The sequence below is a fragment of the Achromobacter denitrificans NBRC 15125 genome (genome assembly GCF_001571365.1).
Classification (GTDB): Bacteria; Pseudomonadota; Gammaproteobacteria; order Burkholderiales; family Burkholderiaceae_B; genus Achromobacter; species Achromobacter denitrificans.
On the sequence record NZ_BCTQ01000014.1, the window covers coordinates 14,917 to 28,861 of the forward strand.

At 69.8% G+C, this 13,945-nt stretch carries 11 protein-coding genes; 7 read left to right on the top strand and 4 right to left on the bottom strand.

What is annotated here, in order from left to right:
• The first annotated feature begins 94 nt into the window (after nt 1-94).
• Nucleotides 95-1,726, top strand: a complete 1,632-nt coding sequence (locus ADE01S_RS13495; protein WP_062682210.1) for an ATP-binding cassette domain-containing protein — start codon at nt 95-97, stop codon at nt 1,724-1,726.
• 70 nt (nt 1,727-1,796) lie between these two features.
• On the opposite strand, the gene ADE01S_RS13500 is transcribed toward ADE01S_RS13495, so the two are convergent.
• Nucleotides 1,797-2,627 carry an IclR family transcriptional regulator gene (locus ADE01S_RS13500; RefSeq protein ID WP_062682211.1) on the bottom strand — a complete coding sequence of 277 codons (831 nt, stop codon included), beginning with the start codon at nt 2,625-2,627 and terminating at the stop codon, nt 1,797-1,799.
• A gap of 111 nt (nt 2,628-2,738) precedes the next feature.
• Between ADE01S_RS13500 and ADE01S_RS13505 the strand changes: the two genes are divergently transcribed.
• The 4 genes from ADE01S_RS13505 (at nt 2,739) to ADE01S_RS13520 (ending at nt 8,699) form a co-directional block, all read left to right on the top strand.
• Complete coding sequence (locus ADE01S_RS13505) at nt 2,739-5,093, top strand: cytochrome P450/oxidoreductase (protein ID WP_062682212.1); 2,355 nt, start codon at nt 2,739-2,741, stop codon at nt 5,091-5,093.
• 156 nt (nt 5,094-5,249) lie between these two features.
• Nucleotides 5,250-6,113 (top strand): archaetidylserine decarboxylase, encoded by an 864-nt coding sequence (asd, locus tag ADE01S_RS13510; protein ID WP_062682213.1) that lies wholly within the window; start codon nt 5,250-5,252, stop codon nt 6,111-6,113.
• Nucleotides 6,114-6,209: 96 nt separating this feature from the next.
• A complete protein-coding gene (locus ADE01S_RS13515) occupies nt 6,210-7,442 on the top strand; it encodes an alpha-hydroxy acid oxidase (RefSeq protein ID WP_062682214.1) in 1,233 nt (410 codons plus the stop codon).
• 90 nt (nt 7,443-7,532) lie between these two features.
• Nucleotides 7,533-8,699 carry a metallophosphoesterase gene (locus ADE01S_RS13520; protein ID WP_062682215.1) on the top strand — a complete coding sequence of 389 codons (1,167 nt, stop codon included), beginning with the start codon at nt 7,533-7,535 and terminating at the stop codon, nt 8,697-8,699.
• Nucleotides 8,700-8,768: 69 nt separating this feature from the next.
• Here ADE01S_RS13520 and ADE01S_RS13525 read toward each other — a convergent pair whose 3' ends face one another.
• A complete protein-coding gene (locus tag ADE01S_RS13525; RefSeq protein ID WP_062682216.1) occupies nt 8,769-9,224 on the bottom strand; it encodes an Lrp/AsnC family transcriptional regulator in 456 nt (151 codons plus the stop codon).
• Between the two features lie 91 nt (nt 9,225-9,315).
• Between ADE01S_RS13525 and ADE01S_RS13530 the strand changes: the two genes are divergently transcribed.
• Nucleotides 9,316-10,512, top strand: coding sequence for an MFS transporter (locus ADE01S_RS13530; protein WP_062682217.1), 1,197 nt, complete (start codon nt 9,316-9,318; stop codon nt 10,510-10,512).
• A 24-nt stretch (nt 10,513-10,536) separates the two neighbouring features.
• Here the strand turns inward: ADE01S_RS13530 and ADE01S_RS13535 are convergent, their stop codons facing one another.
• Both ADE01S_RS13535 and ADE01S_RS13540 read right to left on the bottom strand, forming a co-directional pair.
• Nucleotides 10,537-11,538: a sensor domain-containing diguanylate cyclase gene (locus tag ADE01S_RS13535; protein WP_087881417.1), complete on the bottom strand. Its 1,002-nt coding sequence runs from the start codon at nt 11,536-11,538 to the stop codon at nt 10,537-10,539.
• A gap of 176 nt (nt 11,539-11,714) precedes the next feature.
• Nucleotides 11,715-12,536: a MetQ/NlpA family ABC transporter substrate-binding protein gene (locus ADE01S_RS13540; protein WP_082775795.1), complete on the bottom strand. Its 822-nt coding sequence runs from the start codon at nt 12,534-12,536 to the stop codon at nt 11,715-11,717.
• Between the two features lie 160 nt (nt 12,537-12,696).
• On the opposite strand from ADE01S_RS13540, the gene rocD reads away from it, so the two are divergent.
• Nucleotides 12,697-13,935: an ornithine--oxo-acid transaminase gene (gene rocD, locus ADE01S_RS13545; protein ID WP_062682218.1), complete on the top strand. Its 1,239-nt coding sequence runs from the start codon at nt 12,697-12,699 to the stop codon at nt 13,933-13,935.
• Nucleotides 13,936-13,945 lie beyond the last annotated feature (10 nt).

A 13,945-nucleotide genomic window follows, 5' to 3' on the forward strand; every position in this document is an offset into this window, starting at 1 on the left:
GCCTGTCGCGCCACCCGCGCGCGCCCTCTTCCCCGATGACTTTTCACCGCGCCCGGCCGGCGGAAATACTGCCGCCTCCCCTGTCGCACCATCCATGATCCGCTTCCAACAAGTTTCTCTCGCGCGCGGCGTCAAGCCCCTGCTCGATAAAGTCGACCTGCTTCTGAACCCCGGCGACAAGATCGGGCTGATCGGCGCCAACGGCGCCGGCAAATCCAGCCTCTTCGGGCTGCTGCGCGGCACGCTGCACGCGGATCAGGGCGACCTGGACTTCCCGGCCAACTGGCGCATGGCCTACGTCGCGCAGGAAACGCCGGCGCTGGACCGTCCCGCGATCGAATACGCCATCGACGGCGACGTCACGCTGCGCCGCCTGGAGGCGGAACTGGCGGCGCTGGAAGCCGAACCCGAAAGCGTGGAGAACGGCCTGCGCATGGCCGACATCTATGCCGCGCTGGCCGACGCCGACGCCTACACCGTGCACTCGCGCGCCGAGCAGCTGTTGACCGGCCTGGGCTTCACGCAGGCGCAGATGCAGCTGCCGCTGACCAGCTTCTCCGGCGGCTGGCGCATGCGCCTGAACCTGGCGCAGGCGCTGATGTGCCCGTCCGACCTGCTGCTGCTGGACGAGCCCACCAACCACCTGGACCTCGACGCCATCATCTGGCTGGAAGACTGGCTCAAGCGCTATCCGGGCACGCTGATCGTGATTTCCCACGACCGCGATTTCCTCGACGGCGTGGTCAACGTGATCGTCCACATCGACGAGCGCAAGCTCAAGCGCTACTCCGGCAACTACTCGTCTTTCGAGCGCCAGCGCGCCGCCCAGCTGGAACTGGCGCAAGGCATGATGGAAAAGCAGATGCGCCAGCGCGCGCACCTGCAGTCCTTCATCGACCGCTTCAAGGCGCAGGCCAGCAAGGCGCGCCAGGCGCAAAGCCGCATCAAGGCGCTGGCCCGCATGGAAGAAGTGGCGCCGCTGCGCGCCGCCGCGGAGTTCTCGTTCGAGTTCCGCGAGCCGCTGCGCGCGCCCAACCCGCTGCTCACCATGGACCGCGTCAGCGCCGGTTACCGCGGCGCGGGCGAAGAGGACCAGGCCGCCGCCGACAAGATCATCATCTCGGGCATCAATTTTTCCTTGCAGGCCGGCCAGCGCATCGGCCTGCTGGGCATCAACGGCGCCGGCAAATCCACCTTCATCAAGACCATCGCCGGCGAACTCGACGGCCTGGCCGGCGAGACCCAGTTCAACAAGGGCCTGTCCATCGGCTACTTCGCCCAGCATCAGGTGGAAATGCTGCGCCACGACGAATCGCCGCTGTGGCACATGACCAAGGCGGCGCCCACCGTGCGCGAACAGGAACTGCGCAACTTCCTGGGCAGCTTCAACTTCAACGGCACCATGGCCACCAGTTCCATCGCGCCTTTCTCCGGCGGCGAAAAGGCCCGGCTGGCGCTCGCGCTCATCGTCTGGCAACGCCCCAACCTGCTGCTGCTGGACGAGCCCACCAACCACCTGGACCTGGAAACGCGCGAAGCGCTGACCCACGCGCTGGCGCAGTTCGAGGGCACGCTGATGCTGGTCTCGCACGACCGCCACCTGTTGCGCGCCACCACCGACCAGTTCGTCATCGTGGCCGACGGCAAGGTCAGCCCCTTCGACGGCGACCTGGACGACTACAAGGACTGGCTCTACAAGACCAAGCTGTCCGCGAAGGCAGCCTGAATCCAGGCCGGCGCGCTGGGACAGGGGCTGGTGTCGACGTGCTCCGGCGCCTCCTGGACCCGCCGTTCCATCAGCCGCGCTGGTAGCCCAACAGCACGCTCGCGGCCTCGGCTTCCCGCCGCACGGCCTGGGCGATGGCGCCGTCCGGCGCGGCGTCGAATCCGCCGGTCGCGCCCAGGGCCGTCAGCGCCGCGCAGGGCCGCCCGGCGTGGTCGAGCAAGGGCGCGGATACCGCGCTGATTCCCTTCAGATTGGTATCGCGCACCGTGGCGCAGCCCTGCGTCAGCACCTCGCGCCGCAAGCGGCCGATGGGATCGGCGGGATCGAGCTGCGCGCGCAATTCGCCCGGGGCGTCCGCCAATTCCGCCTCGGCCAGGGCGCGGACCCGGGCGTCGTCCTGCGAGGCCAGGAACACGCGGCCGGTCGCCGACCAGAGCAGCGACAGCACCGAGCCCATCCGCACGTTCACCGTCACCGGCAGGCCCGGCTCCTCGAAGCGCACGATGGTCGGCCCCTTGTTCCCCATGACCGCGACGAAGCAGGTCACCTCCAGGCTTTCGCGCAGCCGGATGAGGCTGGGCTCCGCCAGCCGGATGGGGTCGGCCTGGCGCAAGGCGGCCAGCCCCAGCAGCATCGCTTCCAGCCCGAGGAAATACTGCTGGCTGGCGGCGTCCTGGGCCACCAGCCCTTCTTCCATCAGACTGACCAGATAGCGGTGCACCTTGGCGGGACTCTCGCCCAGCTGGGCGGCGAGCAGCGTGAGGCTGGCGCGGCCGCCCAGCCGGCCCAGGCTCTTCAGCACCGCCATGCCGGTCTCGGCGGCCTGCACGCGCTGGCGGCGCTCGCGCGGGCGCGGGGTCGCGGCGGCGGGTGCGGGGGGGGAATCGGGGGTCTGGTTCATGGCGGCGCTCTGGGGGCTATCCGCCGGCGGCGGGAGCCCCGGAGATTACCCCAATTGATAAATTACGCAATGCGTATATGATTTACGCAATTGTAATCCGGAGCGATCGCCATGGCGCACCCCACCCAGACCGAACCCGCGGCCCCCGCCAACGCCGGCGGCTGTCCCATCGACCACGCCGCGCTGGCCCGGGCCCAGGGCTGTCCCGTCAGTCCGCGGGCCGCCGAGTTCGACCCCTTCGGCGACGGCTACCAGCAGGATCCGCCCGAGTACGTGCGCTGGGCGCGCGAGCAGGAACCCGTGTTCTACAGCCCGAAGCTGGGCTATTGGGTGGTCACCCGCTACGACGACATCAAGGCCGTCTTCCGCGACAACCACACCTTCAGCCCCTCGATCGCGCTGGAGAAGATCACCCCGACCGGCCCCGAGGCCAACGCGGTGCTGGCCACCTACGGCTACGCCATGAACCGCACGCTGGTCAACGAAGACGAGCCGGCCCACATGCCGCGCCGGCGCGCGCTGATGGACCCGTTCACGCCCGAGGCGCTCAAGCATCACGAACCCATGGTGCGCCGCCTGACCCGCGAATACGTGGACCGCTTCATCGACGACGGCCGCGCCGACCTGGTCGACCAGATGCTGTGGGAAGTCCCGCTGACGGTCGCCCTGCACTTCCTGGGCGTGCCCGAGGAAGACATGGACCGCCTGCGCGAATACTCCATCGCGCACACGGTGAACACGTGGGGCCGGCCCAAGCCGGAAGAACAGGTCGCGGTGGCCCACGCCGTCGGGAATTTCTGGCAGCTGGCGGGCAAGATCCTGGACAAGATGCGCCAGGATCCGGACGCGCCGGGCTGGATGCAGTACGGCATCCGCAAGCAGAAGGACTATCCGGACGTCGTCACCGATTCCTACCTGCACTCCATGATGATGGCCGGCATCGTCGCGGCGCACGAAACCACCGCCAACGCCTCGGCCAACGCCATCAAGCTGCTGCTGCAGCACCCCGACGCCTGGCGCGAGCTGTGCGAAGACCCCGGGCTGCTGCCCAACGCGGTGGAAGAGTGCCTGCGCCACAACGGCTCGGTCGCCGCATGGCGGCGGCTGGCCACGCGCGACACCGAGATCGCCGGCGTGCCGATTCCGGCCGGCGCCAAACTGCTGATCGTGTCCTCGTCGGCCAACCACGACGAACGCCATTTCGCCGACGCCGATTTCTTCGACATCCGCCGCGAGAACGCCAGCGACCAGCTCACCTTCGGCTACGGCGCGCACCAGTGCATGGGCAAGAACCTGGCGCGCATGGAGATGCAGATCTTCCTCGAAGAACTGACCCGGCGGCTGCCGCACCTGCGCCTGGCCGAACAGCGCTTCACCTACGTGCCCAATACCTCGTTCCGCGGGCCGGAGCACCTGTGGGTGGAATGGAACCCCGCCGACAATCCCGAGCGCCGCGATTCCTCCCTGCTGGCGCAGCGCCAGCCGGTGCGCATCGGCGAGCCGTCCACCCATGCCATCAGCCGCAAGCTGGTGGTTGCGTCCGTGACGCGCGCGGCCGACGGCATCGCGCGGATCCGGCTGGAATCGCCCGACGGCAAGCCTTTGCCGCGCTGGACGCCCGGCTCGCACATCGACGTGGAATGCGGCGACACCGGCCTGTCGCGCCAGTATTCGCTTTGCGGCGATCCGGCGGTGCCCGGCGCCCTGGAAATCGCGGTGCTGCGCGAAGCCGACGGCCGCGGCGGCTCGGCCTGGATCCACGAGCACCTGCGGCCCGGCGGCACCGTGCGCGTGCGCGGCCCGCGCAACCATTTCAGGATGGATGAAAGCGCGGCCCGCCTCATCTTCATCGCGGGCGGCATCGGCATCACGCCCATCAGCGCCATGGCCCGCCGCGCGCGCGAACTGGGCCTGGACTACCAGCTGCACTACAGCGGCCGCGCGCGCGGCTGCATGGCGCTGCTGGACGATCTGGCGCAACTGCACGGCGAGCGCCTGCACCTGCACGTCAGCGACGAAGGCGGCCGCAACGACTTCGCCGCCCTGCTGGCTCAGCCCGACGCCGGCGCCCAGATCTACGCCTGCGGCCCCGAACGCATGCTGGCCGCGCTGCAGGAGGCCTGCGCGGGCTGGCCCGAGGACGCCCTGCGCGTGGAGCATTTCCACTCCACGCTCGCCACGCTGGATCCTTCCCGCGAGCACGCGTTCGAGGCCGAGCTCAAGGATTCGGGCATCGTGCTGCAGGTGCCCGCCGACCAGACGCTGCTCGCGGCCTTGCGGGCCGCCAACATCGACGTGCAGAGCGATTGCGAGGAAGGGCTTTGCGGTTCCTGCGAAGTGCGCGTGCTGGACGGCGCGGTCGACCATCGCGACGTGGTCCTGACCCGCGCCGAACGCGAAGCCGGCACGCGCATGATGGCCTGCTGCTCCCGCGCCCAGGGCGGTCGCATCGTCCTCGAACTGTAGGCCGCGCGCGCCCGCCCGCGGCGCGCGATCCGGCCGCCTGAAGTGGCCCTGAACGCGTTACAATTCCGCCTTTCCTTACGACGACGTCCCGCAACAAGGCGGGACGCGTTTTTTCCGTCGCCGGACCGCGCCAGATCTCCTATTCGACACTCGTAGATGCCGATCAAAGACCAGTTATTTCTCGCCAGCCAGTATCTTGCGCCCCACCACCTGGTGTCGCGCCTTTTCGGATACGCCTCCGACTGCCGGGAACCCGCGGTCAAGAACTGGATGATCTCGCGCTTCGTGCGCCGCTACGGCGTGGACATGCGCGAGGCCCTGCAGGAAGACCCGCTGGCCTACGACTGCTTCAACGATTTCTTCACCCGCGCATTGAAGGACGACGCGCGCCCGCTGGACGACGAGCCGGGTTCGGTGGTCTGCCCCGCCGACGGCGCCATCAGCCAGATGGGCGCCATCGAGCACGGCCGCATTTTCCAGGCCAAGGGCCACAACTACGGCCTGGCCGACCTGCTGGGCGGGGACGCCGAGCGCGCCGCGCCCTTCCAGGGCGGCGAGTTCGCCACCATCTACCTGTCGCCCAAGGACTATCACCGCGTGCACATGCCGGTTGCCGGCACGCTGCGCGAAATGATCCACGTGCCCGGCCGGCTGTTCTCCGTGAACCCGCTCACCGCCCGCAACGTGCCGCGCCTGTTCGCGCGCAACGAGCGCGTCGTCTGCATCTTCGACACCGAGCACGGCCCGATGGCGCTGGTGCTGGTGGGCGCGATGATCGTGGCCTCCATCGAAACCGTGTGGGCCGGGCTCGTCACGCCGCATAAGCGCCGCGTCAAGGCCGTGCGCTACGACGACGCCGCGCGCGCGCCCATCCATCTGGCCAAGGGCGCCGAAATGGGCCGCTTCAAGCTGGGCTCGACCGCCATCGTGCTGTTCGGCCCGGACAAGATCCGTTGGGCCGACACGCCCTCGGTGCTGGGCCCCGTGCGCATGGGCGAACTGATGGCCCTGCCCGCATAGGGCCACTTATTCTCCAAAAGCGAAATTGGATGTCTAGATTTATTCGCTTTATGCGATGAATCGGCGTTGCTAGATTACGGGCTTTACCGGCCCGCCATGACATCCCTGCTCTCGTCCACTCCCGTCCCCGACGCCGCCGCGGCGCCCGCCGCCCGGCCGCTGCCGCGCGCGCTCGCGCGCCTGCTCTCGCTGGATGACTTCGAGGCCGCGGCGCGCCGCCGGCTGCCGCGCCCGATCTTCGGCTATGTGGCCGGCGCGGCCGAGGACAACCAGTCCCTGGGCGCCAACCGCCAGGCCTTCTCGCGCTATGCCTTCGCGCCGCGCGTGCTGGTGGACGTATCGCGCCGCACTCAACAGATCGAACTCTTCGGCCGGCGCTATGCCTCGCCCTTCGGCATCGCGCCCATGGGCATCAGCGCGCTGTCCGCCTATCGCGGCGATATCGTGCTGGCGCGCGCCGCCCGCGAGCAAGGCATCCCGGCCATTCTCAGCGGCACCTCGCTGATTCCGCTGGAAGACGTGATCCAGGAGGCCCCCGGCACCTGGTTCCAGGCCTATCTGCCCGGCGATCCCCAGCGCATCGATGCGCTGGTCGAGCGCGCGCGGCGCGCCGGCTACGAAACGCTGGTGCTCACAGTGGACATTCCCGTGTCGGCCAACCGCGAGAACAACGTGCGCAGCGGCTTCTCGACCCCGCTCAAGCCCCGGCTGCGCCTGGCCTGGGACGGCCTCACGCGGCCGCGCTGGCTGGCCGGCACCTTCCTGCGCACGCTGCTGGCCCACGGGATGCCGCATTTCGAGAACTCCTTCGCCACGCGGGGCGCGCCGATCGTGTCGGCGTCGGTGCTGCGCGACTTCTCCGCCCGCGACCACCTGAACTGGGAGCACGTGGCGCGCATCCGGCGCCAATGGCCCGGCACCCTGATCATCAAGGGCATCCTGCACCCGCAGGACGCGGCGCTGGCGCGGCGCCACGGCGCGGACGGCGTCATCGTATCCAACCATGGCGGGCGGCAGCTCGACGGCGCGATCTCGCCGCTGCGCGCGCTGCCCGGCGTGGTCGACGCGGCCGGCGGCATGACGGTGATGATGGACAGCGGCGTGCGGCGCGGCGGCGACGTGCTCAAGGCCCTGGCGCTGGGCGCCCGCTGCGTCTTCGTCGGCCGGCCGTTCAACTACGCCGCCGCGGTCGGCGGCGAAGCCGGCGTCTCGCACGCCATCGGCCTGCTGCGCGCCGAGGTCGATCGCAACATGGCCATGCTGGGCATCAACGGCCTGGGGGAGATGGACGCGAGCCTGCTCGCGCGCGAGGAACTGCCGGGGGGCTGAAACGCCGGCCGGCGCGGCCCGGCATAGAATGGCGTTTCTCTTGCCCAGCGCCTCCCGGCCCTCGCGGCCGGGGCGCCTACCGAGCCGCCCGTGTCCCTACGCCAATCCTCGTTTTTCCTGCGCTTTCTGACCCTGGGCGCGCTGGCTCACGTCTACGTGGGCGCGCGCCTGATCCCCGACGCCCTGCTCGGCGGCGCGGGGTCCGCCGCCGCCATCCTCGTCCTGGCGCTGTCCTGCATCCTGATTCCGCTGGGCATGCTGGGCCGCTCGTCCGTGCACCCGCCCTGGGGCGACCGCATCGCCTGGGTCGGGCTGTTCGCCATGGGCCTGTTTTCGTCTTTGTTCGTGCTGACGGTGCTGCGCGACGCGCTGCTGCTGGCGGCCTGGCTGCTGACGCTGCCGCTGGATGCCGCGCTGCCGTGGACCGTGCTGCGCCAGGCCAGCGCCTGGGCCGTCGCCGGCCTGGCGCTGACCGGCACCCTGGCGGGCCTGTACAACGCCAGGCGGCGCGCGCGCGTCGTCGACGTGGACGTGCCCATCGCCGGGCTGCCCGCCGACCTGGACGGATTCACCATCGTGCAGATCAGCGACATCCACGTCGGCCCCACCATCAAGAAGCGCTACGTGCAGGCCATCGTCGACGCCGTGAACGAACAATTGCCCGACATGATCGCCATCACCGGCGACGTGGTCGACGGCAGCGTGGAACACCTGTCCGAGCAGGCCAGTCCGCTGGGCCAGCTGCGCGCGCCCTACGGCGTCTACCTGGTCACCGGCAATCATGAATACTATTCGGGCGCCGCGCCCTGGGTGGCCGAATTCCGGCGCATGGGCCTGCGCGTCCTGATGAACGAACACGCGGTCATCTATCCTTCCGGCCTGCCCGTGGTGGTGGCCGGAGTGACCGACTATGGCGCCGGCGCCTTCGATCCGCAGCAGCGCAGCAACCCGCTCGCCGCGTTGTCCGGCGCGCCGGCGGACGCCTTGCCCAGGATCCTGCTGGCGCACCAGCCCCGCAGCGCCGCCGCGGCCGAGCCGCTGGGCTATACGCTGCAGCTCTCGGGCCACACGCATGGCGGGCAGTTCTTCCCCTGGGGATTCTTCGTGCGCTTCCAGCAGCCCTACACGGCGGGCCTGCACCGCCTGGGCAGGATGTGGATCTATGTCAGCCGCGGCACGGGCTATTGGGGCCCGCCCAAGCGCCTGGGCGCGCCGTCCGAAATCACGCGCCTGCGCCTGCGCGCCGCCAGCCGCTGAGCGCGCGGCTAGATACGGGCCCCGTCTGGCGGTCCGCCGCGTTCCGTGCCGGCGCCGGATGAGGTCGATTCAGGCGTTGTCCGGCAGCGGTCCGCGTTCCAGGTAGCTGGTCAGCGCGATATCGCTGGTGGTGCTCGTGATGCCCTCGATCTGGTGGATGCGCGCGAGCAGCAGTTCCAGCGCCTGGGTATCGCGCACCCTCACCTTGAGCAGCATGGCGCTCTTGCCGGTGATGGTGTGGATCTCTTCCACTTCGTTCAGCTCCGCCAGGCCCAGCACCTGCTGCGTGATGCTCCAGTTGGCGGTGTCGACGTGCACGAAGGCCAGCAGCGGGCGTCCGATGCGGGCCCCGTCCAGCCGGGCGGCGATGCCCTTGATCAGCCCGTCGCGCTTCAGGCGCTTGACGCGCTCATGCACCGCCGGGGCCGACAGGTTCAGCATTTTGCCCAGTTCCGCGTAGCTGGGGGTGGCGTCGCCGGCCAGCAGCGTTAATAGTTTTCGGTCGCGGTCGTCCAGGTCTGACATTGGAATTGCATTCTGCCTAACGGCATTCGAACTTTGATGGAATAAGGGAATATAAGCGTTAACCCTTATTTTATTCCAATAAAATTCGGGGATGCATAACCGAAGCACCGGCAGTTCCCGCCCCGCCTCATCCGTCCCCGCCTTGATGTTCGCCGTCAGCGTCGTCGGCTCCAACGGCCTGGCGCTGAGCCCCATCCTGAGCGACGTCGCCCGCTCCTACTCCACCTCCGCGCTGACCATCAGCACCGCCATCTCCGCCTACGGCGCCGCGACGGCGGCCAGCGCCTTCTTCCTGGCCGCGCGCATCGACCGCATCGGCATCCGGCGCGCGCTGCTGGGCGCGATGGCCCTGCTGATCGCCGCCCTGGCCTTGTCCGCGGCCGCGCCCCACTGGATCGTGCTGACGCTGGCCCAGGCCCTGGCCGGCGTGGCCGCCGGCGTGATCCTGCCGGCCGCCTATGGATCGGCCTCGCTGGTCGCGCCGGCCGGCCAGGAGGCGCGCACGCTGGGCCGCGTGATCTCGGGCTGGTCCGTGTCGCTGGTGGCCGGCGTTCCGCTGTCGGCGCTGATCTCCGACGCCGTGGGCTGGCGCGCCACCTACGCGACGCTGGCGCTGTGCGCCGCGATCGCGGCGCTGGGCCTGCGCAGGCTGCCCGAGCGCCGCGCCGCCAACCCCGCCCCGCTGCGCCTGTCGCGGCTGCTGGCGCCGCTGTCGTACCGCGACGTGCCGGCCCTGCTGCTGGGGTGCCTGGCGTTCTCCTCGGCGTTCTACGGCGTCTACGCGTTCCTGGCCGACCACGTGCGCGCCCTGCTGGCGCTGTCCGCCGGGCAGGTGGGCTTCATCGCCTTCGCCTACGGCGCCGGATTCCTGCTGGCCGGCATGGCCGGCGCGCCGCTGATCGAGCGCGCGGGCCCGCGCCGCGCCCTGCCGGCCGCGCTGGGCGTGATCGCGCTGGTGTACCTGGGCCTGCTGCCGGCGGCGCACTCTCTGGCCGCGGTGCTGGCCATCGCCGTCCTGTGGGGCGCGGCGTCGCAGCTCAGCCTGAACCTGCTCGTGCTGCTGCTGTCCCGGGCCCGTCCGGACGAGCGCGGCGCGGTGCTGGGCCTGAATACCTGCACGACGTATCTGGGCGCGAGCCTGGGCACGGCGATCGCCGGCACCCTCTATGCGCATGCCGGCTTCGAGGCCCTGGGCCTGGCCGCGGCGCTCGCGCTGACCTTGGCCGCCGCCGGCCTGCATTGGCGGCTGAACGGCCGGCGTTCCGCGCGCGGCGAAGCGGCCGCCTGACCCCGAAGCCGGCGCGGCCGGCCGTCAGGCGCGGTATTCCACCGCGCAGTCGCGCCCGGCGCGCTTGGCCTGGTAGAGCGCGAAATCGGCCCGGCGCAACACGTCCGAGGCGCTCATATCGCTCTCGGTGAAGCGCGCGATGCCGCCGCTGACCGACAGCGCCACGGCTGCGCCGTCGATATCGGCGGGATGCTGGCGCAGGCTGGCGCGCAGGCGGTCGCAGATCGCATGCGCCACGTCCACGTCCGAATCGGCGAGCAGCACCAGGAATTCCTCGCCCCCCAGGCGGCCGATGGAATCCTGCTCCCGCAGGCAGGTGCGCAGCACCTCGCAGAAATGGCGCAAGGCGGTGTCGCCGCCCAGGTGGCCGTAGCGGTCGTTGACCTGCTTGAAATAGTCCAGGTCCAGCATCAGGGCCACGTTGGGGCCGCCCTCCCCGCGGCGGGCGGCGGCCAGCCGATCCTCCACGCGCTTGAGGATCTCGCCGCGGTTCCAGCAGCCGGTCAGGCTGTCGATCCGCGCCATGCGCGCCAGCGCCGCTTCCGCGCGCCGGCTTTCGGTGATGTCCATGCCGATATTGACGACCTTGCCGTCGGGCAGGCTCACGTTGGACCACAGGACGGCGAGTTCCTCGCCGTCGCGCGTGCGCGGATGCCATTCCCGGAACGACCGGCTCGGCCGCGGGCCGACGCTGTCGACCACTTCGGCCCGGACCTGCGGCTCGGGATAGAACAGCGCGAACGGATCGCGGCAGGCCTTGATCTCGGCCTCCGACCAGCCGAAACGCCGCTCGCAGGCTTCGTTCCACAGCGTGCAGCGGCCGTCGGCGTCGAAGGCGTTGATCAGCACGGGCGCGGCCTGGAACAGCGCTTCGTACTGCGCCACCACGTCGCGCAGGCGCGCCAGTTCCCGCTCGCGCGCCGCCGCGCCCGCCATGGCGGAGTCGGCGAATCCGCCCAGCATACGGACGTTTTCGACGGTCGGCGCCGGGACGCTGGCCGCGACATTGGACGATGAACTTCGCATGGCTTTGCAATCGAGGGTGGGACGGCCGGGGTGCCCGGCCGAGACGCGCCGAGTCGGCGACGGCGGTGCAGGCGGCGCCGGGCCGCCCGGATCGGAATCGGGGCCAGTATACGTGCGATGGCCGCCGTCGATTGCCAAGAATCGTCAACGCCCGCCTGACGGCGGGCCGACGCGGCTTACCAGGGAAAAGCGATCAGATCGCCGTAGAGACTGCGCAGCTTGGCCTTCACTTCGGGCGACTGCTGGTAGAGCGCGATGAACTTCAGCAGGCGCGGATCCTGCGCGCCGGCCGGCGTGGCCACCCAGCGGATCGCGTAGCGGCGCACGTTGACCGGATCGGTGTTGTCGAATGCCAGGCCGTCCTTTTCATTGATGCCCGCCTGCTTGGCGAAGGTGGTGTAGGTCACCGAGGCCGTCACGTCGTCGAAGGTGCGGGCCGATTGCGACCCTTCGATCTGCACGAACTTCAGCTTCTTCGGATTCGACACCACGTCCTCCAGCGCGGCGTGGTGCGCCACGCCCGGCTTCAAGGTGATGAGGCCGATGGATTCCAGCAACAACAGCGCCCGGCCGGTGTTCACCGGGTCGTTCGGCACTGCGATGGTGGCGCCGTCGGGCACCGGATCGCCCTTCTTCAACTTCTTGGAGAACAGGCCGATGGTGGTGGAATAGCCGTAGGCCACCGGCACCAGGTTGGCGCCGCGGCGCTGGTTGAACAATTGCAGGAAAGGCTCGTGCTGGAAGAAGTTGGCGTCCACCGAACCGTCGGCCACCGCGATGTTGGGCAGCACCCAGTCGTTGAATTCCACCAATTCGACGTTCAGCCCTTCCCGCTTCGCCTGGGCGATGGCCAATTCGGTGGCCGCGTTCGCGACGCTGGCGATCACGCCGATCCGCAATGGCTTTTCCTGCGCCATCGCGCCCGTGGCGCCGGCCAGGCCCAGCGCGGCGACGGCCGCGCCGCGCATCAGTGTCGAAAACAGTCGTTGCAAAAGCATGAACACCATCCAGAGAGGAAAAACGGGGCCTCGCCCGAAGCAGCCGCTATTGTGCAGCAGGCGGGCGCCGCCGCCCGTAAAGGCCTTGGTCCCCCTATGGCAATCCCGCGGGCCCGCCGGCGGCGCTAAGATGAGATCAAACCGTCCTCGGGAGACGCTCATGAGCGCCGTATTGGATACCCCGTCCGGCCCGCCGTCCGCCGCCAGCCATCGCGACCAGGTCGAAGACCAGCTGGGCGCGCACAACTACCATCCGCTCGACGTAGTGATCGCCCGCGGCAGCGGCGTCTGGCTCTACGACGTGGAAGGCCGCCGCTACCTGGACTGCCTCTCGGCCTATTCGGCCGTCAACCAGGGCCACTGCCATCCCGCCATCCTGGCCGCCATGACGGAGCAGGCGCAAAAGCTCACGCTGACTTCGCGCGCCTTCCGCCACGACCAGATGGCGCCGTTCTACGAGGACCTGGCCCGCCTGACCGGCGCCCACAAGATCCTGCCCATGAACAGCGGCGCGGAAGCCGTGGAAACCGCCATCAAGGCCGTGCGCAAATGGGGCTACGAGGTGCGCGGCGTGCCCGCGGAGCGGGCCGAGATCATCGTCTGCGCCAACAACTTCCACGGCCGAACGCTGGGCATCGTCGGCTTCTCCACCGACCCGGACGCCTACGGCAACTATGGCCCCTTCGCCCCCGGCTTCAGGATCGTGCCCTTCGGCGACTACGCGGCCTTCGACGCCGCCATCACGCCCAACACCGTCGCCTTCCTGGTCGAACCCATCCAGGGCGAGGCGGGCGTGGTGCTGCCCCCGGCCGGCTATTTCACGCGGGTCCGGCAGCGCTGCACGGAGCGGGGCATCACGCTGATCCTGGACGAGATCCAGACCGGCCTGGGACGCACCGGCAAGCTGCTGGCCGAAGAGCACGAGGGCATCGAGGCCGACGTCACCCTGATCGGCAAGGCCCTGTCCGGCGGGTTCTATCCCGTCTCCGCGGTGCTGTCCAACGCCGACGTGCTCGGGGTCTTCCAGCCCGGCCAGCACGGCAGCACCTTCGGCGGCAACCCGCTGGCCTGCGCCATCGCGCGCGCGGCGCTGCGAGTGCTGACGGAAGAAGGCATGATCGAGAACGCCGCCGCCATGGGCGAGTATTTCCTGGAGCGCCTGCGCGCCCTGCCCGGCCCCGTGCGCGAAGCGCGCGGGCGCGGCCTGATGCTGGCGGTGGAACTGGAGCCCGACGCGGGCGGCGCCCGCCTGTGGTGCGAACGCCTGCAGGCACGCGGCATGCTGGTCAAGGACACGCACGGGCACACCCTGCGCCTCTCCCCGCCCCTGATCGTGACGCGCGAGCAGATCGATTGGGCCTGCGACCAGCTTGCCGCGGTACTATCCGCCCCTCGATGACGCACCTCGC

Bases quoted from the DNA above. Each gene is read 5' to 3' on its own strand.
- ADE01S_RS13495 (WP_062682210.1), top strand. From the start codon at position 95: ATGATCCGCTTCCAACAAGTTTCTCTCGCGCGCGGCGTCAAGCCCCTG.
- ADE01S_RS13500 (WP_062682211.1), bottom strand. From the start codon at position 2,627: ATGAACCAGACCCCCGATTCCCCCCCCGCACCCGCCGCCGCGACCCCG.
- ADE01S_RS13505 (WP_062682212.1), top strand. From the start codon at position 2,739: ATGGCGCACCCCACCCAGACCGAACCCGCGGCCCCCGCCAACGCCGGC.
- asd (WP_062682213.1), top strand. From the start codon at position 5,250: ATGCCGATCAAAGACCAGTTATTTCTCGCCAGCCAGTATCTTGCGCCC.
- ADE01S_RS13515 (WP_062682214.1), top strand. From the start codon at position 6,210: ATGACATCCCTGCTCTCGTCCACTCCCGTCCCCGACGCCGCCGCGGCG.
- ADE01S_RS13525 (WP_062682216.1), bottom strand. From the start codon at position 9,224: ATGTCAGACCTGGACGACCGCGACCGAAAACTATTAACGCTGCTGGCC.
- ADE01S_RS13530 (WP_062682217.1), top strand. From the start codon at position 9,316: ATGCATAACCGAAGCACCGGCAGTTCCCGCCCCGCCTCATCCGTCCCC.
- ADE01S_RS13535 (WP_087881417.1), bottom strand. From the start codon at position 11,538: ATGCGAAGTTCATCGTCCAATGTCGCGGCCAGCGTCCCGGCGCCGACC.
- ADE01S_RS13540 (WP_082775795.1), bottom strand. From the start codon at position 12,536: ATGCTTTTGCAACGACTGTTTTCGACACTGATGCGCGGCGCGGCCGTC.
- rocD (WP_062682218.1), top strand. From the start codon at position 12,697: ATGAGCGCCGTATTGGATACCCCGTCCGGCCCGCCGTCCGCCGCCAGC.